We start from the raw sequence: 24,783 nt of genomic DNA, 5'->3' as shown, positions 1-24,783 counted from the left end.
TGCGATCAATCGGGGCGGACCGGGTATTTGCCCCAGCATACCAATCGTAGATCCGGTCACTTCCTTGGCCTGCAAAATGAGTCCAGAATTGAGGCTATCCCCGTTTCAGGGATAGCTGAAAAGCCTTAGTTTTCAACGGCTCGGAAGGCGGATGCGAGTCTCGTTTCCATCCTTTAACTCAGTTCAGCCAGCACCTTGCCTTTGTCAGGTTGTTTTGCAACCTGACAGTGCATAGCGAGCTCATTCCTCCATCAGTTGTTTTCGTTTTTCCAGCAGATCACCTCGTCGATACGCTGCTTCAGTCGCATTACTCTTCAGAAGTAATAACCCACGTTGCTGTAGACCTGATTTTCCCACCGATTGCTGCCGCCGCTACCCAGGCTCTGGGTAAAATCACTCCCGCCGATGTACGGGTCATTGCGACCATGCAGCCATTCCAGCGCCACAAAGAGCCGCCCCAGGTTGAACGAACTGCCGAGAATGGCTCGCTGTGAATTGCTGAATTGCCCCTCGTCCTTGTCGAACAGGCTGTAGTTGGCATATACCTTGACCTTCGACAGCCAGCCGAAGCGTGAGGCTAGTTCATAGCTGACGTCCGCCAAGTACAGGTTGCCCTTGGCGGCGACATTGAACGTGGCATCGAAGCCGCCAAAACTCACCAATGTGTCGGTCCCCATGTTCTTCGGAGTCATTCGCTGGCGCGCAGCCATTGCCTGGAAACCGAGCGGGCCCCTTTGGGCTTTGAGGTGCAGTGCCGTGGCCAGGCGCTGGCCGTCGCGGTTGGTGTCGTTGTTGTGCAAGTTCGAGGACAGCATCGACACGCCGAGCTCACCCTGCCAGTCGCCAACGCTGTAGCGACGGGCAATACGCCCGACGAGGATGTCGCGCTCTTCGTTGTCGCTGCCTTGCGCCACATAGCTGTCGGCCGAGGCCACGCTGGTGCCGTAGGTGCGGCCGCCGCGGCTGGTGCCGTGACCCTGTTGCGCGGTGACCGGGTAGTAGGCCGCGCTCAGATCCCAATCATCGAACTGGCCGAGGTACTTGATGCCGATGTCCTGGGTATCCTCCAGGCCGACCACGTTGCCGAGGGTCTCGAAGAAGGTATTGCCAAAGTACCGGCCCAGGCCGAAGGGGATGTCGGTCAGGCCAAGCTGGACCTGATGCGCAGGGGAAAACCTGTAGCCCACCCAGGCATGCTCGAAGAAGGCGATATCACCGATGTCATTGGTGTACTGAAAAGGGTAGGCATTGCCGTAGAAGCGATATTGTACCGAGCCGATCCAGTGCTCCGAGTCGTAATCGGCACGCAGGATAAGCGTGTCGAAATCGAACCTGGAAATATCCCGGTCCGGGTCGATATCGAGCCGGCCGCGGATTGCACCGCCGATGTCCAGGTGCTCGGTCACCGGCACGGCCGCGGCCTGTTTTGGTTGATCTAGGAGGGCGAGCAACATCAGCGCGAACGCATAGCGTTGAATCTTCATGAATCGCTCCGGAATTATTGTTTTAAGGGCGACGAGGAGAGAATTGCAGACGTGACTGGACACAGTGGCGCCCGGGCGACGCGCCAGGCGAGCCCATTACCACTGTGCATAGGACTGATTTGGAGACCTGCCCCGGGGCCATGCGTCCCGGGGCAGGTGAGGGCAAGCGCTGCTTAGCCTCTCAAGGCCGAGGTGGCTGCCTCGTCGACCTGCAGCGTGAGCGGGTCGATGACCACGCCGTAGTCACGCTTGGCGGCTTCGATGCTGATGTATTCGTCGAGTACGTCTTCCAGCACTTCAGTCACGGTGCGCTGGCGTGGATTGCCCCAGCCACCGCCACCTGTGCTTTCGAACATGAACACATCGCCTGCTTTGAACTTGTGCGAGGCCAGTAGTGGGCTGGACCACGAGCCGTCGCTGGCCAGGCCACCAATGACCCGAACGTCGCCGTTGGCATGGATATGACTGGCACGCTGTACAGCGCTGGGCAGGCCGCCCGAAGCGCCGGGGCTGCCTTCGAGGGTACGCGAGGTTTCCATGCCCAGTTCGCCGCCGCCAAGGAAGCGTACCTTGAAGGTAGCCCCTAAGCCGCCACGGTGGCGACCGGCACCTGACGAATCGCCTCGCAGCTCGAAGGCCTCGTAGGCGATGGGGAAGAACAGCTCGGCGGTCTCGGCCGGCATGTTCATGCAATTGCCCAGCGGGTCCATGGTGACGCTCATGCCGTCGGCATATGGGGTGCCGCCCCAGCCACCGGCCGGCAGGTCGGAGAACACGTCGGTCTTACCGTCGGGCGAGGTGCAGCTGGCGACGAACCAGTTGCATTCCGAGCATGTGGAACCGGTGATTTTCTCGGGGATGGCCTTGGCCAGGGCCTGCCAGATGGCGCTGGTGATCTTCGACGAGGTCAGCGTGGTGCAGCCGATGGTCGGCGCCGGCCATTGTGCGTTCAGCCAGCAGCCCTCAGGCAGCACGACCTCGATCGGGTTGAACATGCCTTGGTTCTGCGGCGCATCGGGCGCCAGAAAGAACTGCAGTGAATACAGCGCGGCAGAAATGGTGTTGGCTCGCGGCGAGTTGATCGCGCCCTGACAGATGGGGTCGGTACCGGCGAAGTCGACCTTGATCGAGGTGTCCTGGATCTCCAGGGTGACCTTGAGCTTGACCCGCTGGTCGCTGATACCATCGGTGTCGGCGTAGTCCTCGGCCTCGTAGACACCGTTGGGGATCTTGCGGATCGACTCACGGATCATGCGCTCGGTGTAGGCCTGGATCTTCTTCATGGCCTTCTTCACCGTTTCGGCGCCATAGCGCTCGCAGGCCCGTTGCAGCTCCTGTTCGGCGCCCAGCAGCGCGCCCAGGTGCGCCTGCAGGTCGCCCTTGATGAAGTGTGGAGTGCGTGAGTTGTTGAGGATGATCGCCAGCAGGTCGTCGTTGAGCTTGCCGCCCGAGTAGATCTTCAGCGGTGGCAGGCGCAGGCCCTCGGCCGCGATGTGGGTGCTGAACGCCTGGCCGCCGGCACCGCCGCCGCCCAGGTCCATCCAGTGGCCGCGGCTGACGCCGTAGCCAATGAGTTCCTGCTTGTAGAAGATCGGCTTGATGAAGGAAATATCGTTGATGTGGGTGCCGCCACGATAGGGGTCGTTGACCACCATCACGTCGCCTTCATGCACGTTCTCGCGGCCAATGGTCTTCACCGCTTCCTCGGCACTGAACTTCATCGCCGCCAGGTGCACTGGGCAGTTGGCCGCCTGGCTCAGCAGTTGCAGGTCGGCGTCGTAGATGGCGTTGGAGAAGTCCAGCATGTCCGCCAGGATCGGCGAGAACGAAGAACGTTGCAGCACGGTCGCCATGCGGTCGCTTGCGTACTCGAAGATGCTGCGCATCACCTCGAAGGTGATCGGGTCGATGTCGTTGTCGACGTCATGACCGATGATTTGCTTGCTCATAGTGGGCTCCTTATTTTTATTTTTCGATGTCGATGACCAAGGCGCCCATCGCATTCACATGCGCTTGGGTGTTCGGCGGCATCACGGTGCAGGCGTGCTCGTACTCGATGATTGCCGGCCCCTGGATGCGGTGCTGGGTGCCCAAAGCTTCGCCGTCGTAGACCTTGCACTGCGTCCACTGGCCATCGAAGTACACGTCGCGCACGGTCTTGACTGCATCGCCGTCGGTGGCGTTGACCAGGTCGACCGGGGGCGGCGAGTCCATGCGGCCGATGGCGGTGACGCCGAAGGAGACGAACGCCGGGGCGAAGTCGTCGGAGCTGACGCCGAACTCCTGCTTGTGTGCGGCATGGAACGCCTGCTCGATGCCCGGCAGGCAGGCGGCGGTCAGTTCGCCAGCGGGGATCGGCGTGTCCACTTCATAGGACTGGCCGACATAGCGCATTTGTGCGGTGCGGATCAGTTCGATATCGTTGTCGTCGTCGATGCCCTGTTCGCGCAGCACGGCCTTGGCCTTGGTTTCCAGCTCGGCGATCATTTCGTTGATCTTGCCGAGGTCGGCTTCTTTCACCGGCGAGTAATAGAACCGCTCGAGGTCCTGACGCAGGTTCATTGCCGTGGCGCCGAAGGCCGAAGCGACACCGGCATAGGGTGGCACTATGACCTTGGGGATGTTCATCGACTTGGCCACGATGCAAGCATGCAGCGCACCCGCTCCACCGAAGCTGGCGAATACGAAGTCGCGTGGGTCACGGCCCCGGGCGACGAGGATTTTCTTCACGGCCTGGGCCATATATTCGCAGCCGATGCGGATCATGCCTTCGGCGGTCTCCAGCGGCGACAGACCGATTTGCTTGGCCAGTTGGGTCATGGCCTTGTCCGCGGCCTCGATGTCGAGGTCGAACTTGCCACCCAGGGTTGGTTCCAGGCGCCCCAGTAGCAGGTTGGCATCGGTGATGGTCGGTTGCGTGCCGCCACGGCCGTAGCACACAGGCCCAGGCTCGGAGCCGGCGCTTTTCGGGCCGACGCGTAGCGAGCCCCCCTGATCCACCCAGCCGATCGAGCCGCCACCGGAGCCGACGCTGTGGATGTCGAGCATCGGCACCACGATCGGCACTTCCCATTCCAGTTCATGGTCACGGGTGATTAGGCCCTTGCCATGCTCGACGATGGACACGTCGAAGCTGGTACCGCCGACATCGGTGTGCAGGATCTTGTCGAAGCCGCTGAGTTCGCAGAGGTAGGCCGCATAGGCGACACCGCCTGCCGGGCCGGACTCGAGCATGTCTTCCGGGTGCAGCCGCGCCAGCTCGGCGGACATCACGCCGCCGCTGCTCTTGAGAATCAGCAGCTTGCCGGTGAACTGGTGCTGGCGCAGGCGCGCCTCCAGGTCGTCCATGTACTTGACCATCACCGGCATGCAGGCTGCGCGCACAGCGGTAGTGGTAAAACGCCCGTGCTCGCGGAACACCGGGCGCGTTTCCCCGGAAAGCACCACATGCACGTCAGGGCAATGCTCGAGCAGGATGTCGCGCATCTGCTCTTCGTGGCGGGTGCTGGCATAGGAATTGATGAAGCCGATGCCGACCGACTTGATGCCCGATGCCTTGATCTTCTGCGCGACCTCGTGGGCTATGGTGATATCCAGTGTGCGCTCGGTCTCGCCGCGCACGTTGGTGCGCTCGGGGACGGTATAGCGGAAGCGCCGCTTGATGATGGGTTTGGGCTTGGTCTGGTACGGATCGTATAGATGTTCACGGTGCTGTCGACCGATCTCCAGAGTGTCGCGGAACCCTTCGGTGGTGATGAAGGCCGCATCGGGGTAACTACGCTCGATCAAGGCATTGGTCGCGGTGGTGGTGCCATGCATCAGATGGGAGATGTCGGCGATTGCTATGCCGGCCTTGTCGATGGCTTCCAGTACCGCGATCGAGCGGTCTTGCTTGGTGGTGAGCACCTTGGCTGTCACCTGTTTACCCGAGATTTCCTCCCAGGCGAATAGGTCGGTAAAGGTACCACCCACGTCTACGCCTACTCTCCACATACGATGTTTCTCCGCGCTTGTCGTTTTTGGAATGCTTCAGAACCACATCCCTAGATTCTTCCTCCGCAAACGCAGGCTCAATCAGTCAGAAACAATAAAATCGCAGGGCGTCCCATACGTTCGTATGAGGTGAGTTGGATACGTTATCGCGAGTCGGTGGAAAAGCAGCCTGCGTACTACAGCGCGACTGGATTTCCTGCAACGTTTTCAATTAGCAAAACCGGTGATGCGTTCATGCTCGAATACAAGAACTACTGTTCGATTCCCGCAATTTGGGCGCTTCGTAGTGCTATCCAAAGCGCTGTGACGTCTTCGGTGGATTCGAGAGAGCGTCCTGTAATTTCCTCAATACGTCGAATTCGATAAACCAGCGTCTGCTTGTGAATATTCAAACGCTGAGCCGCTTTCTGCCAAGAGCGATTGTCTTCCAGGAAAACACGCAAGGTGTGCTCGAAACGAGCGCCCTGTTGCTTGTCGTAGTCGGCCAAGTGGCCCAGAACCAGACGATGGACACGCGCGGCCTCGTCAAGGCTGCTGGGTAACCATGACTGTTCGTCGCGGGCTTGAGCGTAGGCCACCAAAGGCCTTGTGGGCCCGCAGTGTGCCAGGGCCAAGCGGGCTTCACGCAAGGCCTCAGGCGCTCTCAATGCGCGACCCAAAGCATTGCTCTGTCCAAGGTTGCATCCCAGTTCTGCTTGAATCTGCCTAGCTGTATCTTCCAGGGAAAACAGGGTGATCAACTCGTCCCCCTGCAGGCGAATCGCGATTCTGGTGTTCAACCGAGCCAGGCGCCGTAGCCAAGCGCTTTGCTCGTCACCGCCTACCTTGGTGATTGCGATAAAAGTCTGCTCAACCGCGCAATCGAAATGAGTCAGGCGCTCCTGCGCTGATCGTTCGGTAATGCGCTGCTGCAGCAGGTCGTCGAGTAATTCCGAGCCTAGACGCAACAAGCGTTGGTGCTCGGCCTGGAGGCGTTCCAGTTCCATGCTCAGCACCCCAACGAGATGGTGCAGAAGTCCATAGTCCAGGAATTCGCCACCGATACCCAACAGGTGGCAGTGCTGCATCGATGGGAGGCCGATAGTGAGCGCTTCTGTCTCTCCATTGCTGCAACGTGATGCCGATGCAGGCAGTTCACGCTTTTCGAGTGCCACACACCAGCTTTCTGGTAGGGCAGGGAGGTCGTCTTGCCAAGGTTGCAATGTCCTGGCATCGAACAGATACAACTGGGCGTGAACGTCTTTGGACAGTCGTATCAGCAGGTCCGCAAGCCCCAATCCTTGCAGCCCCAGACGAGCGCTTTCGTACATCCTGCTAACGGCTTGGCGCCGTTGGTATTCAGCCTCTTTACTGGCGTCCAGGATGGCACGTGTAACAGCCGAGAACGGCACCGAGTAAAAGGTCATCATCACCGGCAACCCGAGCCGTTCGGCCTCCACCTGCAACGCTGTCAGGTCTGCCGGCGCTTGCATGTTCTCACCGATCATGACGCCGGCCAGGCGTGCCTTGGCCAAGCGCTGGACATACAGTTTCTGCGCTTCGGGCTCCACAGGAATGCCGATACCGGTTGTCATCAGCAGATCGCCTTCGCCAAGCCACTCCGTGGGATCCATGAGTTCACAGACATGTGCCCAGCGAACGGCTCGATCGACACCGGCAGCACCTGCCAGTAAGCGAGTTTGCAAGGAAGTGTTGTCGAGAATGTCCTGAACGCAGTACGTCATTTTGACCGGGTACTCATTTTGTATTTGTTCGAAAGAACAGGTATGCCACTGTTTCTCACAACTGCCAAGTTATGGCATCAGGTAGCGAAACGCTTTGGTTGGGACAAGTATTGAAATGTGCGTGAGCGTCGGCTTAGGCTGAAATGGCTGTGCGCAAGCACGAAGGTTTTGCCTCTCTCTACAGGCTGAAAGACAGGAATTACGCATGCCGATACTGCCATCGCAAGAACTGGTTTCTCCATCGCAGTGGTCTGTTTCTGCTTCAGTCGACCTTCACGGGCGCGTGGAGGAAACAGACAGCGCACGAGGTGCACGGCAGCTTCGCACGCTTGAAAGGGTGATTCAGCTCGCAAGGGCATTACTGTTGTCCGGCAAAGATGCTGTCAGATGCATTTGGGTGGCAGAGGACAGCACCTGGCAGGCCGTGAAGATTGAGCGGTGCGATGCCTACACCACAGTGCCAACTGCCGAGGTGAGCCTGCAAAAGCTGGAACCGACGGCTGGCATTTCGTTACGCGAGCTGGATGTGCTGACGTTGCTGGCCGCCGGATTGAGCAACGAGGTTGTCGCACAGCGCTTGGGTCGGAGCCCGCGAACCGTTGCCAAGCACGTTGAACACCTGTTTGAAAAGCTGCAGGTCTGGACCCGAGCAGGGCTCGCCAGCTTCGCTGTGGATCAAGGGCTTTTGAGGTTTCCGACCCCAGGGGGTTGCCAGGGCTTGGCGCTGGGCTCAGCAGTGCTTGAAGGATTGATTGACGAGCTGGATTCGCAGAAGGTAATTCCTCCGGTCAGGCTGCAACGACGGCCGTTGTACATCGGCATTCCGTACAGTGCAGAAGGCCGAGGCTCGGCGGACTCACAGGAAATGCTCAATGGGGCGCAGTTGGCGATAGAGGAGATCAACAGCCGCGGCGGTGTGCTTGGCCGTGAGTTGGCGCTAGTGACCAGCTCCTGTGACCCGAGCGATACAAGATCTATGAGCCAGGCACTTGAGCAATTGGTGAATTGTGAGGTGGACGGCATTACTTCGGCTTATACACATCCACAGGCATTACTCAGTGATCTGTTGAGCGATTACGGCGCGCCGCTGTTGCACTCATTGACCATGGAGTGTGCGGTGGAACCTGTGAGGCAGGAGCCCTTGAGGCTAGGCAATCTCTTTCAGGTCAATGCCAGCGATATTACCTATGGCGTCGGGCTGGCGAGATTCCTCAAGCAGATCATCGCTGAAAAGTTGTGGGCGCCGTCTAACCGCAAGATTGTCATCGTTCAACCTTTCTGGCCTGGGCTGAATCTCGGGCTTTCTGCGCTGGAAAGTCGCCTGGGCGAGCAGGGCTGGGATGTGGAGGTCATGTCAGACCTCGCTGCGCACCCTGTTAATTGGGACCTTGTGGTGACGCAGCTGCACGTCCGGCAGCCCAGCGTAGTGGTGCTGGCGTCCTACTTCATCGAGGATGGTATATCGTTCCAACGAGCATTTTCGCAGTCGCCATTACGGGCGTTGGTGTACATGCTGTATAGCCCATCGGTACCGGCCTACGGCATTGAACTGGGCGCACTTGGCAACGATGTGGTATGGGCAACAAGTGCAGGCGTTTACCCCGATCAGATGGGAGTACGCTTTCGTCAGAAGTACTTCGAAAGGTTCAATCAGGCTTCGGGGTTGTCTCAGGCGGGTTTGGGCTATGACCGCGTGCAGATGCTGGCGAACAGTTGGGCCAGGGTCGGGAATGCAAGACGCTTCTCGCAGGTACGCGATGATCTGCGGCATAGGGTACATCGTGGCGTGACGGGGGCCTGCTACCTCGATAACCCAGGTCAGGTGGGGCTGTCATTCCCGGACGATACGCTCGACTTGTCCATGTCCCATGCGCACCTGATTTACCAGGTCCAGAATGGCCAGCAGAACATCCTCGCGCCATCCCCTTATGCCGTTGCGCATTTTCGAACGCCTTGGTGGTTCGACCGGTGTTGAAGGCTTTCGGCTAAACATCAGAAGCCGAGAAAGGCTTCGAATCATAGAGAATACGTATTTTTGCGTATTGTCCTCAGTGGCTATCGACACCAATATCTGCGCCATACCCGCTACTGCTCGAAGCAATAAGCCGGTGAAAAAAACAATAACAGGAGAAGTCAATTGTCCATCCCCGCCTTGCGCGTCCACCTAGTTAGCCGTCCGTTGCAGCAACTCCCACACTAACCGCTACGTCATCTAACTGAATGACCGGCGCCCCATCGGCCGCCGACGGTGAGGTCTTGCCCGAATTTCAGTCGACAACGTTATTTTCAATGAGGAGTGGTCATGGCGACCAAAGATATCCAAGTCAGCATTTGCCCCCATTTCGACGCCGTCTCGCTGTGGATTGGTTCATTCGGTGGCGCAGACTCGCCCTGTGACATTTCCCGTGGTGTGTTTGCCGCCAAGCGGGGCGTTCCACGACTGCTGGACATGTTCAAACGCTACGGCATCCGGACCACTTGGGGTGTCACCGGACATTCGATGGAAAGCTTCCCTCGGGCGGCTGAAATGCTGGTGGCGTCTGGTCACGAACTGGCAGTGCACGGTTACATGCATGAGAACCCTCTGGCGATGACCCGCCAGCAGGAAGCGGACGTTCTCGATCGCACCATTGAACTGATCAAATCCAGCAGTGGCATTAGCCCAACGGGATACATGGCGCCATGGTGGGAGTTGAGTTCAAACACGATCGACCTTCTGCTTTCACGAGGCATCAGCTACGACAGTAGCCTCATGGAAGATGACTATCATCCCTACTACCTGCGCCAAGGCGATAGCTGGACGAAAATTGATTACAGCGGTTCTGCCGAGGAATGGATGAAACCTTGGCAGCCCGGCAAGATCGTCGATCTGGTGGAAATTCCTGCTAGCTGGCACCTGGACGACGCCCCGCCGACCATGTTCGTGAAGGCCATGACCAACAGTCACGGATGGGTCACAGGCAGGCAATTAGGCGAAATCTGGCAAGAGCAATTCGACTGGGTTTATCGCAATCACGATTACGCAATTTTCCCGATCACCATTCATCCGGACAGCGCGGGTAAGCCGCACGTGCTCATGATGCTGGAGCGCCTCATCGAACACATGCTGTCCCACTCCGGCGTTCGCATGGTGACTTACGCCGAGATTGCGGACGACTTCCGCAAACGCAATCCATTCAATGCGCAAGTGGAAATAGGCGGTCGTAGTGGCTGCTGAAAACAGGTGATGTCGCTATGTGCGGAGCTTGTGGCGTTTTACTGGGCGCAACCGAGTGGGCCGACGCGCTGGCTCTGGATATTCCCCTCCAGGCACAGCGGCACAGGCGCATCGCGATAGTCAATCGGTTGCTCAGCGTTTCCGGCACACGCTTGTATGACGCTGGAAGCAAAATGGTACTGCATGACTTCACTGGCAGAACCCGCGTCGTGGACGATCTGGCACATATCTGGATTGCCGCAGCAGAACTGGGCACTCGACCCGTCGACCCCCTGTCTGGTTTTTGAGGTGTAGCAAAGGAGACAACTCAATGCACACACGATCTGACAAGCGCATTCCTGTGGTGGTGCTGGGTGGTTTCCTCGGCGCGGGCAAGTCGACGATTCTCAATCGTTTATTGAGCGAAACAGGTAACGAATCCGTTCGGGTTGCAGTGGTTGTCAACGAGTTCGGCGAAACCAGTATCGACCATTTGATGGTCGAAGCGGTGGTCGGGGACACCACTGTACTCAAGAACGGATGCATTTGTTGCGTGATTCGAGATGACCTGACTCATGCGTTGCACGAGCTGTTGGAAAGGTGCTCGGGACCTGACGGAGCAATGATTGATCGGGTCATCATCGAGACAACCGGGCTCGCCGATCCGGGCCCCATCGCTAAATCCATTGCGACAGACCCGCTGCTTTGCCAACAGCTCCGTTTCGCCGGCGTGCTGTGCGCGGTCGATGCTCTGCAATGTGTCGAGCAGCTGCGTGATTTCGCGCTCTGTCGGCAACAGATTGCCAGCGCTGACGTGGCGATGATAACGAAGATCGACCTCGCCAGCCCCGAGTCAGTGAACAAGGCACGGGCATTGATCGAAGACTTGAATGCGACGGCTAGGGTCATTTGTCGCAACGCCCGAGTCGATCCGTTGCGGTCGATCTTTGATTCGTTGATGTGCGGAGAAACTCAGCGCAAGGCTTCGGCTCAAGGCGTGGTGCAAGCGGGGCGGGTACTTAAGCGCTTAGGAACTAATAGTTCAGGCCTCGCGCATGATATCCAATCCGTCAGCGTTCAACTGAACGATACGTTTGAATGGGTAGCCTTTTCGGTTTGGCTGTCTGCATTTGTACATTGTTATGCAGATAGCGTTCTGAGAATCAAGGGTGTGATAAGAGTTCAGGGGGGGAGTCAGCCAGTGCTGATTAACGTGGTGAGGTCCTTCATCCATCCACCCGACAATCTGGACGGAAATGATGAATTGCCCGCCGGCAGTACGTTGGTATTTATCGTTACCGGTATTCAACCCGGCCGCATAGAGGCGTCCCTGAGGCATTTTATGGCCAGGTGATTAGATCTGGCTGGCAAGGGACAGGAAAGGCCTGTTACGAATACAGCTATATAGGGGGTTAGAAATAATGGCGAAAAAGTTGATGAATGGGTTTCCTCCGCTTACTGAAGAGCAAGTTACGCTGTCCAATTGGCGAAGCGCGCCTTATATCCAGTGGTCGTTCACGCATGTGCGAGAGATTGTGCCGTCAGCGGATATCCCTGGTGCATGTCGAAACAGTAAACCCCTGGAACAAGTGCCATCCGACGTAGAGTCAGTTCGGATCCCGTTCAAAGGGGTGGATTATTCCCTCTCGGCGTTTTTGGAGGAGACCAATACCGATGGGTTTGTCGTGCTGCACAAAGGCAAGCTGGTTAACGAGTACAACCGACCGGGTCTGACTACTGAAACACCTCACATCATCATGTCCGTGTCCAAATCGTTTCTGGGGCTGCTGGCAGGTATCCTGATCGATCAGCGGCGGCTTGGTGAGGAATTGCTGGTTACTTACTACGTTCCGGAACTCGCTGGCACGGCGTTCGACGATGCTACTGTGCGTGACCTGCTGGACATGAAAGTCGGCGTCGACTTTGAGGAAAACTACCAGGCAAGCGAAGGCTTGATGATTGCCTATCGTCAAGCCCAGGGCTGGCATCCGGTAGATGCGACGACCAAGGCACATGACTTGCGCTCGTTCTTCTCCCTGCTCACAGGCCGCCAGGGCAACCACCGCGACAAGTTTCACTACGTGTCCCCCAACACCGATCTGCTCGGCTGGATCATCGAACGAGCAACTGGCCGACGCTACGCGGATCTTCTCTCGGAGTTGCTGTGGCGTCCGATCGGTGCTGAAACGAACGCCTACATAACGGTCGATCGACTGGGCGCTCCACGTTGTGCGGGGGGCATATGCACGACCACTCGGGATCTGGCCCGAGTCGGTCAAATGATGCTGGATGATGGCCGAGTGGGTGAGACCCAAGTCGTGCCACCTCAGTGGCTGCAGGACATTGAAACGCAGAGTGACAGGGAGGCGTGGAATAAAGGCGCCTTTCTTGATTACTTCCCCGATTTGCCTATGCACTACCGCAGCCAATGGTACGTGCTCAATGGTAAAGATCCGCTGGTTTTCGCGGTTGGGGTTCATGGCCAGAACGTGTTCATCGACAAAACTAACGATCTCGTTATCGCAAAGTTGTCCTGCCACGGTGTCGCTATGGATGCGGAAAAAATTCAGTTTACCACTGCGGCAGTACAAGCGATCCGAGCCCATTTTGCTAGTCAACGGCCGGAGTGTTGAATCTTATAGAACCAGAAACTACGTGCCGTTCAGGGCTTGAGAAACAACCCTTCAAAAATAGTTTGGCTTGACACTATTTTTTACAACAACAAGGAAATCAATATGTCCATTAACTCTAAAGTTGTACTGATCACCGGTAGCGCCGGCGGCTTGGGCGCTGCGCTCGCACGACGCCTGGTGGCCAGTGGCGCTTCCGTCGTTGTGACTGATTTGCAGGAAGAACCGCTGAAGCAACTGACCGAAGAACTCGGTGATAAGGCGAGCTACTGCGTGCTCGATGTGACGCAAGAAGCCCAATGGCAGCAAGCGATCACGCATGCAGTTAAAGTTTTCGGGCGCCTGGATGGCCTTGTCAACAATGCTGGCATTTACTGGCCCTCGCCTTTGGAGGAAACCTCCACCGAGGCATTTGATAAGGTATATCGAGTCAACCAGCTTGGAACCTTCCTCGGCATGAAGTATGCCGCATTGGCTATGAAAGAAACGGGTGGGGGCTCCATTGTGAATCTGTCCTCTATCTTTGGTATGAAAGGTTTCGAAAAAACCATCGCCTACGGTGCCGCTAAATGGGCTGTGCGCGGCATGAGCAAAATTGCTGCGCGTGATCTTGGTAAGTACGGCATTCGCGTGAACTCGATTCATCCTGGGGCATTCGATACGCAGATGGTTCGGGAAAATCCGAGCGAGCTCCTCCAACAGTGGGCTAAACAGACCCCGCTGGGACGTCTGGGGCGACCGGATGAGTGTGCTGATGCCATGATCTACCTGCTTTCCGACGCAAGTAGCTTCATTACTGGATCGGAGATTCTGATCGATGGCGGACTCACCGTCTAAGTCAGACTGTGCCTAGCTCATGGCACATCGTGTAGGGGCGGTGGAGCCCCTACACAGCAATTTGTAAGGTCCCGCGCAGGCATCATCGGAATGCTACTGCCAGCTAGTTGCTCTTTACGAAGCACCGCTACTCAAGATACGTGCTGTCTCCAACAAAAATAAGAGTAATGCCATGACGAAAAGACACATGATTAACGCAAGCCTTTGGACAGGGGCGGTGGTGGGTATTTATGTCCTGCTCTATTTGATTAGTCCCTTAGCGGCACTCGGTACCCTACCTTGCACTTTCGTCGTCCTACCTATATTCCTGAGCAGCAATGCTAGCGCCCAAAGACTGCCTGACGCCCTCACCAGTGTTGCAGTGGGCGTCGCGTGGGGCGGTGTATTCGTTTATGCCGGTGCACAACTTACCCGGACCGGTATCGAACCCGCGAATGCCACTGCGCTTTCAGTCGCGCTGCTAACCAGCATCCTGTGTGGCGCGCATCTACTGCTGACACCGAAAGGCTTGTTATCGCATATTCCCCTGATGTTCGGTGCGGTTGCCTGCGTGTTCTTCATCGGCGTCGAAAGATGGCCCGCCATACTCTTGACCGTCTGTCTGGGTGTATTACTAGGCGGAGTCATCAATGCCAGCGCCAAGCTCATGGATGAGCGAGGGCGTTGGTCGCTCGCTCGCTTGAAAGCGCGTAGACAATAGCCGAGTCGCGTATGGAGCGAACGTCTACGGGTGGACTCACCGTCTGATTGTGCTTTCCGGTGCTGAGCAAACGGCAGGGGCGAAATCGCCCCTGCTTTGAACGTTGGTATGATTACACCGTTCCGTAGATACGTTGCGTGTCTGCTTCAAAGTAGCTCAACTCTTCCAACCGTCTGCTCTCACTCCAGCCCAATACTTCAGCCATGACCTTGGACAAATCCTCTGCCTGGTCACGTCCCATCGACTCATCCAGCCCATGTGGCAAGCGTCTTCGAATCAGGTCGGACAGCCTCACCACATGCTCATGGAGAATGACATCGCGTACGCTGTTACTTTCGAGCATGTTGTGCTTGATCATGCCCTGCGGTGCAATGCCTCGTTTACCCAGCCGTGACTCCACGGCTTTGGCGATCATGCGTGCTGCATGGCGATGGAGCATGATGGTTGAGCCGGTCAAGGTCAGCAGATCGGGTTTGCCAGGCGTACTGCTCAGTCGCACCGGCAACGAAGTAGATTGTCCGCCCAGCGTCGATGTCGGTCGCACCCCGCACCAGGTATGCAGAACATCTGTACGACCCAGTTGCAATGAAGGGAAGAGGAGGTTCGCTTCATTGAGGATGTAGTCGATCTCCTTTTCCTCGACCCGAACCAAGTCAGGGTCCTCGGTGAACTCGGTCTCTGTAGGGCCGATGAAGTGGTGATCGCGCCAAGGGAAAACATAGAAGGGCTCGCCTTTGCTCGAAAATGCTTCAAGGCCTTGGTCGCGGAAAGCCGGGGGCAGGCGGACCATGACATTCACCCCCTTGATGCCAAGCACGCGCTTGCTGCTTTCACCTCCCGCGCCAGGCACACGATCGACCCAAGGCCCTGCAGCGTTGACGACCATCCGTGCTCTGACCTTGGCTGTACCCGTGCATTCTGGGGCTTGTTCTTGCAGTGATACGTGCCAAGCATCATCCGTTCTCACCAGATCGGTGACACGGGTGTAGGTTCGTATTGTCGCGCCGCGCCACTGGGCGTCGAGCGCGGTGTCCACGCAAATGCGCTCTGGCCAGGCGTACATGTACTCTTCGAACATCCCCACATCATGTACTGCCCCGCCAAGTGCTGCGGCCATCGCGCTTTGGCCTTTTGCACGTTCAACCGGCAGGCGCTTGTAAGAGAGCGGCACTTTCCAGCTGCCCAACGCTTCAACCAGGCGAAACCCCGCGTCCACCAGCCAGGCAGGATATCTGTCTTGCTTGCGGAATGGGTAATGGAAACGGTGTTTGGTCAGGTGGCCAGGCATTTCCTTGACCAATTCAGCACGACACTGCATGACTTGGCGGGTGTACCGTAGTCGCTGCCACATGTCGAAGGGGCGCAGGGGCACCTGCCACAGTGGGTATCTCGCAGCCAGGTAGCCTAGGCCGGAGTAGAGCATCCTGCTGGACCGCGAGGAGGTTCCGGCACCAATGTCTGCGCGGTCGACCAGCAAGGTACGGAAGTTTCGAGCGGCGAGTTGCCTTGCGGCTGCGCATCCGACAGCGCCGGCGCCGATCACGATGACGTCAAACACCTGGCCATCGAGCATATCCAGATCGGTACGCTTCATCAGACCTCCGGATACGAAAGGGCAAAACAGTACATCGCGGCAAATAGCATGCTTCAGATCTCCGTTAGTTGTCATTGTTGTGAGTGCTGATGCAATGGGTGTCGATGGTGGAGCTCACGCTAGAATCTTCAAGCACGAACCCCATCGGCTAGTACATTCAGGACAACATCTGTAACGACCCAGCCTAAAGACAAAAAACCCCCGATTACCTGTGGTAAGCGGGGGCTTTATGCAGCTAGTTCATTACCAACTGGAAGGGAGCATTCCGAGCGCTGAAAGTATCGCGTACACGCCACTGGACAGGAATACCATGACAATGAACGCTTGCAGGAACGGGTGCGCATACCAGCCGCAGGTGAACGCTGGCTGCTGGTCTCCGGACTTGCGGGCGGCGTTGAGTAGCAAGATGGGAATGATCCCCATCAGTACGCCACCGAACGTGCCTGCGAAGTACAGTGCATTCACGAAACCGCTGAAGCCGGAGTAAGCAAAGGCGATCGGTGGCAAGGTCACCACCGCCAGGACGATCAGGCGATTGCGCCGGTTGTCTTCGTCGCCAAGGCGGAATTGGTCGAAGATGTTGGTGAACAGGCAACCCCCCAAGCCCCAGTAGGAAGTGAGCATGGCCAGCAGGGCAAAGGTGTTGGCCACATAGTACGCCCATTGGCCCAGTGACCTGCCCCAGCTCAGGGTCGCCACTTCGCTGAGGTTGTCCAGGCCCACCAAGGCGATCACCGACGCTGGAATGGCGGCGACCAGGACCAGTGTGAGTATCATGCCGCCAATGATCAGCCGCGGAATTCGTTGGGGCGTCTCCAGGTTGCCCCGTACCAGTTCGGGCACCAGGAACTGAGCGCCGAACACGAACACGGCAAGGTTGAAGATGGGCACAACGTACTGCCACTGGCTTTGCCATAGGTGCACCCAATGTGAATCCGGGTGAATCGCCGTGGCGCCGATCAGCAGGCAGACGATAAGCACCATGCCAGCGCTGATCAGTTTCTCCGCGACGCCGAGCGCTTTGAGGCCCAGGTACAGGACCAGTGCAGCAGGGACGAAGAACAGCAGGCTGCCTTGCTGGGGCGTCAGGCCATACTGGCCAAAGAAGTCCGCGAGGATGTTGCCGCTGCCACTGATGTAGGCGATCAGGGCACCATAGCTGTTGGCGGCTACGGCGATGAAGATCAGCCATCCACCGAGTGGCCCCAGGTACTTGCGGGACAAGCCGCTCAACTGCAGGTTCTGGCGCGTCCTCAGGCAGGTTTCGGCGACGTAAAGCATAGTGATGATGCAGAATACGCAGGTGGCGATCAGGCAGATCAAAAGCGGCCCGTAACCGACCTTGCGAGCGGCAAATGCCATACCCAGTACACCGGCGCCGATATTGGTGCCGATGATGATGCCGATGGTCTCCATGCGGCTCAGGGCATGCGCCTTGAGCCCAGTCGCCTCGGGCACTTGTTGTTGTATACCCACTTCTTGTACCTCGTATTATCTGTGGGAGGTGCTTCGGAATTCCGTCAGTTGAGAATCAAATAGGTCTTGCGAACGGTTTCAAGGATGTCCCAGGTACCTTGGCTGTTGGCCTCGAAGTACAGGGCATCGCCGGCGCTGAAGTGCACGGGCTCGGCCCCGTCAGGTGTAAAGCTGCCAGCGCCACTGACGATGTAGCTGTATTCGGCCTGCGCCACCTGGCGTCGAAAACGCCCCGGCGTGCATTCCCATATTCCCGTACTGCCTCGGCCGTCGTTCAGTTCCAAGTTTGCCGCGATCCGAGCTTGTGGGGTTGGATCGGTCGCGCTCCCCAGCGTGACTGGCTCACCGAACTGGTCGTTGTTTTCCAGCGTGATGCGAATGACAGACATCGTGCCTCCTCAGGCTTTGTCTTCAAGGCCGGCCGGCGCGAAGCTGGCCAGATAACGGTCGACAGGCGAGGGCTTGCGCCCAGCCAGTTCTGAACGCTCTTTACGCAGGACGGCGTTGCGTACCAACGAGCCGCCGAGGTAACGGAAGGGTTCTGGCGGGAAGCTGCGGCAGTTGCGCTCAACCAGCGGGCATTGGCTCCACGCGTCTTTGCGACCAAGCGCCAGGCTGGCAAGGATTCGCCCTCCCAGACGGCTCGGGCCGACGCCGTTGCCACTCCAGCCAATGCCATAGTGAATATTGCTGTGTCCATTCAGGCGACCAAACACAGGCAGGCTGTCGTAGGTGCGATCGATGGGCCCCGACCATGAGGCTTCGACCTTGACGTCGTCGAGCATCGGGTAGGTGCGACGCAAGTCTGCTTCGGTCAGGGAGAGGCTGGCGCTGTCCACACTGAAGACTTCATTGATCTTCGAGCCGAAGCTGATTGCGCCAGTGCCTTTGCCGAATGCAATGCGCCCGTCGCGGGTGGTTCGGTAGTAGTCGACCATCAGTTGCGAGTCGGTAATCGACTCGCCACCCGTCCAACCCAGGCGATCCAGGCGATCAGGCATGGCCTGGGTCGCCACGATGGAGCTGTTGACCGGGACGATGAGTTTGGCCAGTGCGGGCAGCGCTGCACCCCAGGCGTTGACGGCGAGCACGACGTTACGTGCGTGAACACTACCGTGGGCGGAGCGAACGCAAGCGGGATCTCCGGGCTCGATGGCGGTTACCGGCGTATGCTCATGGATCCGGATGCCTTTGCCCAAGGCAACACTGCGCATGCCCTCCACCAGCAATGCTGGCTGAACCGTGGCATTGCTGCGCTCGAGAACGCCGGCAATATGCACCGCCGAGCCAGTTCGGCGGGCAACCTCCTTGGCATCAAGGCGTTCGAAAGGCTGCACGCCCAAGCGCTGGCAAGCTTGCAATGTGGTGTTCCAGCTTTCCACGTGTTGGAGTGTGGTGGCGGTCCAGAGCCAACCGCCTTGATGGAAGTGCGCATCGATACCGTGGCGCTCGCAGAATGCCCCCAGTTCACTGATGGCCGCTTCCGCCTGCTCGCCCAAAAAGCGGGCCTGGGTATCGTTGCAGAAGCCGCGCAGCGTACCCACCTTCGGCCACCATGACATCACGAACCCGCCGTTGCGTCCCGATGCGCCGCCGCCACAGACATGTTGTTCCAACACAGTCACCCGTACATCGGGCTCTAGCTCTTTAAGGGTGAGGGCGGTCCACAGGCCTACGAAGCCACCGCCCACGATGACGACATCGGCTTCATGACTGCCCTGCAGCGGCGAGGTTGCATCCTCGAGCAAGCGCGTCGCCGCCATCCAGTGACTGGGCTTCAAGGGTGGGGTAGGTGTCAGATTCATTGTTGTCCCCTCAGGCAAGTAAGTAACGCTAGTGTCTGAGGAAGGTCCAAGGGCGACAATCAGTCGCACTTAGGATTTAAGACATGTTGTTCATACGATCGAACAAGTAAGCAAACTGGTTGCCCATTGATAATTACAAGAGCGGATCGTTACGTTGCGAGTGCTGAAGGCCTCAATTACTGCTCTTGCGAGCTTGATAGGCTGGATGACTGAAAATTTCTGTACAACTCACCTGAAAGATCGGGAGCAAAATTGAGGCTATCAAGCGGTGATGGCGGCTGCACCGGCCAGTGGTGGCAGTGAGCCCGCCGTCATCTCAGGCTATCCGACATTAGCCGATGGTCGCAGCTTGAGTAGCGCTACCATGTGACTCTAGGGAGACTGATGAGTTTACTCTCCACAACGCTTCGCCATCTTTTTTGCCACCTTTCTACGCAGACCATGGTTGCAAGCAGCTGGCCGGCGGTAAGCTTGCTAGTTATGAAAATTAAGTCCAGAATCAAGGCAATCCCTGCTTCAGGGATTGCTGAAAGCCCTTAGCTTTCAACGGCTCGCAGGCCCGATACGAGTCTCGTTTCCCACTCCAATCAGTTTCTGATTAAATTTCGGCCGTTGGAGTTCGAAGGATTGTTTCAAGACGGTCGCCCAGTATGTTCCATGCCTCATTCTTCTCCTTGGCATAGTCATAATGCAGATAATGCCGGCGTACCTTTGAGCCTCCCAGCAGGTGATTCTGGCAACGATCAATGATTTCTAGTGTCACTCCGAGCTCCTGCATCATGGTCGCTCCTGTGCGACGCAAATCATGCGGAGTCCATTCGCCTTTGTTACCTTGGCTTAGTACCAGTGAGTCGTCGTGATGTCGGCCAGATAGAGGCTTGCTGCGATTTTTGAAGCGGCATTGCCGGTCTCCGATCAGCTTGCTGACTGTTTTGGTATCCACATGACTGCGTTCGTCATTGCTGGGAAAGCAGAATGGGGTGTGGCCTGTTTCTTCTCTAAGGCGTTTGAATTGGTTCAGCGCGAAAGATGATAGGAATACATGGTGAGCCTGCCGTTTACCTTTATGGCCTTTGGTGGCTTCTGCTGGAATGAACCAGGTGCCGTTCTCTAGATCGACATGTCGCCATTCGGATTTTAGGAGCTCTCCAATGCGACAGAGCGTGCTAAGACAGATCCAAACTGCGCATTGCACGCGGGAATTCACAGGTCGGATACCGGAGTATTTCTTACCAGCGGGCAAGGCATCATACTCACACACCAGGCGAGTGAAAATTTGTTGCAGCTCTTGGATTTCGTCAGTGGATAGAAGGCGATCGCGCTGCTCCTGATAGTCATGATCAAGTAGCTTATTGACGTCAATCAGGTCGGCGGGATTACCGTCGACCATCAAGGTGCGCCACGGCTTGCGTTTCTCGGCCCATCTCAGCATCTGACCTATGTCTTTGCTGCGAATAACGACGGTACGGTTTAGACCGCGGGCTTTGATCGAGCGCAGGAGGGCGAGCAGGTCTTTTTCAGTGATGGTTCGCAGTGGTTTATCGCCAATAGCTGGTAGCACGTCTTTGGAAAAGCTGCGGCGCAGTTCTGCGTTGTCGTCCTGGCGAGATACCCCGTCGCGCATCCACTCTTCAAAAAGGTCGGTGACCGTTTTGTTTTCTGCAGCCTGACGTTCCGCTTCAGCAATGGTTGCGGCGACCGCAGCTCGAGCCTCGAGCTTAGCTGCCTTTCGTGCAATTGCGGGTTCTATACCTTTAGCAACGCTTGCTCTCACTTCGTCTCGCTCAGCACGAATCTGCGCTAGCGATTTTTTGGGCCAGCTGCCCAGGCGCTGATCGCGTTTGGCTCCGCCCATTTTGAACTCATAGCGGAAAAGCGCTGTAACGCCGCGCACACCTGCACGAACTTTGGCGGTCAGGCCACCCTCTTCACGGAGCGTTTTGCCATCATCGGCGGGGGTAAGTGCTTCGAGTTGCTTCAATGTGATCTTCGCCAATCTCTACCCCTAGCCAAGGTCGATCACCTTGGAATTTTGCCCCACTTTTGCCCCACCGAATCGCTTGGCTAAAGGTGGACGCTGGTGGACCTGAATAGATCAAACTATAGGCTATAGGCCTTGTATTTACTAGCCTGTAGGCTATCCATGACGGCCTACAGCATTCCATGGAAATACTTTGTATAAGCGCATGGGGTGCAAGGGGTCGAGTGTTCGAATCACTCCGTCCCGACCATTATTGAAACGAAAAAGCCCAGTCGGTGACGACTGGGCTTTTTCGCGTGTCCGTGCTTAATGCGGAATGTGAAACATTGTATCTATGAACGCTGCAGAGGTGATCTTTTGGATGGATCGCCACAAATAATTAGCTTGACCCGTTAGCAGGCGGGTGGCACTAGACGAGCTGGCTCGCAGCACCAGGGATTTTCCCGGGAGCATCCCGTGGTCGCGGAGGAGCCGTACTGCATTTGAGCTATCATTTCGGCCTTATTGCAGGCACCGGGCACCATACGTTCGCAAGGGAAGTTAGAAAGCGTGTAGGAACACGCTCAGGGCCCTTCTGATGGTGTGGGCTGAGCGTCCGCGATGGGCCCAAAAGCCTTAGTTCACAGGCCGTGATGCCTTGCTGGCTTGATTTCGCGTAGGAAAAAGCTGAGAGTGGCGGAGAAAATTGCCGCAAGGACGCACAGTTAGTGACTCAGCTTTCCCTTCTGAAAAGCCCCGCCGCTGTACAGGCTGCAATGGATGAGTTTTCGCGTTTGGGGCGTGTGGCGTTTCTCAAGCGATACGGCTTTGATAAGTCTAGGGACTACATGGTCCGCAACCCTCGAACTGGCGAGCCATGTGATTCCAAGGCGATTGTGGGTGTTGCCTTTGGAAAGCAGTTTCCTACTCAAGGCGTGCTCGGGGCGGATGATTTCTCAGGCGGTGAGATGACCGTAGTTCCGCTGCTTCGGAGCTTGGGTTTTGAGGTTACACGAACCGGGCAGGATTGGACGGAGGATGAAGTCCACGCCACAGTCGTGGACTATTTTGAAATGCTGCGCTTGGAAGCTGATGGCGTGGGCTTCAACAAGTCCGGCCACAACGAGGTCTTGCGCAAGCAGCTCAGGGGGCGAAGCAAAGCTTCTGTAGAGCTCAAACATCAAAACATTAGCGCCATTCTCGCAGGCATGGGCCTGCCTTTCATTCAGGGCTACAAACCGCGTGGCAACAGCCAATTATTGTTGCGCAAGGCTGTCCAGGATTATGTGCTTCGACATTCCACAGATGTGGGCAAGATCGTTGACGCATTGGAGGAGGTAAAAACTCCGGCACAGAAAACTTACTCCGCTGTGCTAATCGAGTCTCCGGTCATGGAGGAGAGGAAAAAACTCGTTGTGCCTACCCATCCACGACAACGCCTACCGCGCAAGCTTGACCACGCCGCTCGGGATGAAGCGAATCGTAAATTGGGCCGATTGGGGGAGGATTGGGTAATTGGTTACGAGCAGCATCGCCTGACTGAAATTGGTCATCCAGAGTTGTTCCAGAGGCTGGAGTGGATCTCGGAAACTCAAGGTGATGGCGCCGGCTACGACATTCTCTCGTTCGAAAGCCCTGCTCTCCATCGCTATATCGAGGTGAAGGCGACGAATGGAGGGATCGCATCCTCATTCATCGTTAGCCACAATGAGCTGGAGTTCTCTGTGGAAGCAGGGGGCCAGTTTTATCTTTATCGGGTTTTCCAGCTTAGCGGTGAGCCAAAGCTCTTCATTCTGCGCGGTGACTTGTCGAACCAGCTCTACCTAAAACCGTTGGACTTCAGGGCGAGCTTCCGCGAGCACTTCCGCTAGTAAAGCAAATTTTTTAATTTATGTGCTTAGCGTCAGTTGGCTTTAGAGCATGCCTGCGTTGGAAATCATGGAGGAGCAATGTCAGTGTCGATTGATCACACCCTCAAGGTTTTAGAAGTATTAAGCCGCTGTGAACCACGTAAAGTCCGTCGCACCGATGTAGAGGCTAGATCTCAGTTAATCGCAAATGGGTGCCTAGGTTTTTCGTTTATTTTTTACTCGCAAACGTATTGTTCGTATTTTTTTACAATGTTAAGCCTCCATCCGTGGCAGCCAAAATATTTGTAGTTGTGATGTTTCTACTCACTACGATTCTGGCTCTGGCTGCTTTAATAATTCCAATGATCGCCTCATTAGTATTGCTGCGGAAATGGAAAGCGCTAGCCCTTAACAGCTTGTGTGAGGATGTGCGCCATGAGCATAAGCTGGCTGGTCAATTGGAGTTTTATGGACTTCCTGTACTGAAGGACGCACGATTTTGGTTGGAAAGGCGAGTCAGCCGAATAAATGCTACTTCAGGAAGATTTTTTGGTGAGAAAACAGCAGTCGTTGGTCTGCTGGCGACCTCATACTCGTTTGTCGGCGAATTTGGTGGTTTGAACTGGGTTGGGCAGACACTCTCAGCAGGCTTCGCGCTGGATAATCTTGGTAATACCCTGCTGCTTTGGGTTGGGGCTTTTTTGTTTGGTTTTTCAATAGGGGCGATCTTGTTGGGATGTCTTGCGGCCCGTTATCGCTACCAAATCGAAATTCTTGATGTGGCTTTGAAGGATGCTAGTAAAGAAAGCCCAGAACTGGATGTTTGTTTGGAACATTCGAAAGTGGGTGAGTAATATTCCTGATAGATAACAGGGCCGCAGCGCGGCCCTCTTGCGACGCAAGGCTGCTTCCACATAGAGAAAATCTACTGTGAATTGTCAGCGGTCCTTCATCATCCCCAGCTCCGCATCATCCATCAGCGCTTTGGCCAAAGCGCAAAGGTAGTGGGAGGCCCAAATCAGCTGTGGCTTGTCTTCCATCAAGCCATCCAAGGTCATATCCCTTGCGTAGCCCATCAGCTCTGATGCTTGTTCCCGCGCGCTCTGGCAAGGGATACCGGCTTCAATGCGAAACAGCGGATGGGTCTGGTTTTCACCCTGATAGAAGGTGGTTTTGCCGACGGTGAATGTGGTTTCTTCTGTGGACATTGTTCAATCTCCCCGAAATCTTTAGTGCCTGGGCTGGCCTCTCGCCGGCAAGCCAGCTCCCACAAGTGCTGCATAGGCTTCACGGTCTGCGGCCTTGCACACATCAATGTCGGGGCTCGGCTTGCAGGCGTTTGGTTTCTGAGCGACACATCATTTAGGCTTCAGTGCAAAGTCCTAGGCTCGGTGGGCATCTGCACCTGGATCAGTGCGGACTCAAGCAAAGCTCGCAGCGTCTCCAGTTCATGCATCGTAACCGATCCATGAACCCCACCTACCACAAGGTGGAAGCCAAGGTTACCGTGGCATCTCTGGCGAACAGTTCCATG

18 protein-coding genes are annotated in these 24,783 nt (G+C 56.6%); 8 read left to right on the top strand and 10 right to left on the bottom strand.

What is annotated here, in order from left to right; all coding sequences use genetic code 11:
* Positions 1 to 314 precede the first annotated feature (314 nt).
* The 4 genes from AC07XM_RS22990 to AC07XM_RS22975 form a co-directional block, all read right to left on the bottom strand.
* Complete coding sequence (locus AC07XM_RS22990) at positions 315 to 1,484, bottom strand: putative porin (RefSeq protein WP_102689135.1); 1,170 nt, start codon at positions 1,482 to 1,484, stop codon at positions 315 to 317.
* 173 nt (positions 1,485 to 1,657) lie between these two features.
* A complete protein-coding gene (locus tag AC07XM_RS22985; RefSeq protein WP_102689134.1) occupies positions 1,658 to 3,433 on the bottom strand; it encodes a hydantoinase B/oxoprolinase family protein in 1,776 nt (591 codons plus the stop codon).
* Positions 3,434 to 3,449: 16 nt separating this feature from the next.
* Positions 3,450 to 5,477 (bottom strand): hydantoinase/oxoprolinase family protein, encoded by a 2,028-nt coding sequence (locus tag AC07XM_RS22980; RefSeq protein WP_102689133.1) that lies wholly within the window; start codon positions 5,475 to 5,477, stop codon positions 3,450 to 3,452.
* 251 nt (positions 5,478 to 5,728) lie between these two features.
* The gene (locus tag AC07XM_RS22975; protein ID WP_102689132.1) at positions 5,729 to 7,201 is read right to left on the bottom strand and encodes a PucR family transcriptional regulator; all 1,473 of its coding nucleotides are present in this window, start codon (positions 7,199 to 7,201) and stop codon (positions 5,729 to 5,731) included.
* 205 nt (positions 7,202 to 7,406) lie between these two features.
* Between AC07XM_RS22975 and AC07XM_RS22970 the strand changes: the two genes are divergently transcribed.
* From AC07XM_RS22970 to AC07XM_RS22945, 6 genes are all read left to right on the top strand, one after another.
* Positions 7,407 to 9,176 (top strand): ABC transporter substrate-binding protein, encoded by a 1,770-nt coding sequence (locus tag AC07XM_RS22970; RefSeq protein ID WP_102689131.1) that lies wholly within the window; start codon positions 7,407 to 7,409, stop codon positions 9,174 to 9,176.
* A 327-nt stretch (positions 9,177 to 9,503) separates the two neighbouring features.
* Complete coding sequence (locus AC07XM_RS22965; protein ID WP_102689130.1) at positions 9,504 to 10,418, top strand: polysaccharide deacetylase family protein; 915 nt, start codon at positions 9,504 to 9,506, stop codon at positions 10,416 to 10,418.
* A 310-nt stretch (positions 10,419 to 10,728) separates the two neighbouring features.
* A complete protein-coding gene (locus AC07XM_RS22960; RefSeq protein ID WP_102689128.1) occupies positions 10,729 to 11,751 on the top strand; it encodes a CobW family GTP-binding protein in 1,023 nt (340 codons plus the stop codon).
* 67 nt (positions 11,752 to 11,818) lie between these two features.
* Positions 11,819 to 13,030, top strand: coding sequence for a serine hydrolase domain-containing protein (locus AC07XM_RS22955; protein ID WP_102689127.1), 1,212 nt, complete (start codon positions 11,819 to 11,821; stop codon positions 13,028 to 13,030).
* Positions 13,031 to 13,132: 102 nt separating this feature from the next.
* Complete coding sequence (locus AC07XM_RS22950; protein ID WP_102689126.1) at positions 13,133 to 13,864, top strand: SDR family NAD(P)-dependent oxidoreductase; 732 nt, start codon at positions 13,133 to 13,135, stop codon at positions 13,862 to 13,864.
* A gap of 172 nt (positions 13,865 to 14,036) precedes the next feature.
* Complete coding sequence (locus AC07XM_RS22945) at positions 14,037 to 14,564, top strand: hypothetical protein (RefSeq protein ID WP_102689125.1); 528 nt, start codon at positions 14,037 to 14,039, stop codon at positions 14,562 to 14,564.
* A 112-nt stretch (positions 14,565 to 14,676) separates the two neighbouring features.
* On the opposite strand, the gene AC07XM_RS22940 is transcribed toward AC07XM_RS22945, so the two are convergent.
* The 5 genes from AC07XM_RS22940 to AC07XM_RS22920 form a co-directional block, all read right to left on the bottom strand.
* Positions 14,677 to 16,158, bottom strand: coding sequence for an FAD-dependent oxidoreductase (locus AC07XM_RS22940; protein WP_102689124.1), 1,482 nt, complete (start codon positions 16,156 to 16,158; stop codon positions 14,677 to 14,679).
* A gap of 243 nt (positions 16,159 to 16,401) precedes the next feature.
* A complete protein-coding gene (locus tag AC07XM_RS22935; RefSeq protein WP_219735990.1) occupies positions 16,402 to 17,574 on the bottom strand; it encodes an aromatic amino acid transport family protein in 1,173 nt (390 codons plus the stop codon).
* 104 nt (positions 17,575 to 17,678) lie between these two features.
* A complete protein-coding gene (locus AC07XM_RS22930; RefSeq protein WP_102689122.1) occupies positions 17,679 to 18,023 on the bottom strand; it encodes a cupin domain-containing protein in 345 nt (114 codons plus the stop codon).
* 9 nt (positions 18,024 to 18,032) lie between these two features.
* On the bottom strand, positions 18,033 to 19,439 hold the full coding sequence (locus AC07XM_RS22925) for an NAD(P)/FAD-dependent oxidoreductase (RefSeq protein ID WP_102689121.1): 1,407 nt from the start codon (positions 19,437 to 19,439) through the stop codon (positions 18,033 to 18,035).
* A 598-nt stretch (positions 19,440 to 20,037) separates the two neighbouring features.
* Complete coding sequence (locus tag AC07XM_RS22920) at positions 20,038 to 21,435, bottom strand: tyrosine-type recombinase/integrase (RefSeq protein WP_102689120.1); 1,398 nt, start codon at positions 21,433 to 21,435, stop codon at positions 20,038 to 20,040.
* A 692-nt stretch (positions 21,436 to 22,127) separates the two neighbouring features.
* On the opposite strand from AC07XM_RS22920, the gene AC07XM_RS22915 reads away from it, so the two are divergent.
* Together AC07XM_RS22915 and AC07XM_RS22910 are read left to right on the top strand one after the other, a co-directional pair.
* Entirely contained in the window at positions 22,128 to 23,270 is a 1,143-nt protein-coding gene (locus tag AC07XM_RS22915) for a protein NO VEIN domain-containing protein (RefSeq protein WP_172455945.1), read from the top strand.
* A gap of 191 nt (positions 23,271 to 23,461) precedes the next feature.
* A complete protein-coding gene (locus AC07XM_RS22910) occupies positions 23,462 to 24,103 on the top strand; it encodes a YuaM family protein (protein WP_495045527.1) in 642 nt (213 codons plus the stop codon).
* An 84-nt stretch (positions 24,104 to 24,187) separates the two neighbouring features.
* On the opposite strand, the gene AC07XM_RS22905 is transcribed toward AC07XM_RS22910, so the two are convergent.
* A complete protein-coding gene (locus AC07XM_RS22905; RefSeq protein WP_023048730.1) occupies positions 24,188 to 24,457 on the bottom strand; it encodes a DUF3077 domain-containing protein in 270 nt (89 codons plus the stop codon).
* Positions 24,458 to 24,783 lie beyond the last annotated feature (326 nt).

It is taken from the genome of Pseudomonas sp. GW460-LB5, assembly GCF_059423245.1.
This window is presented reverse-complemented; position numbering and strand designations above follow the sequence as displayed.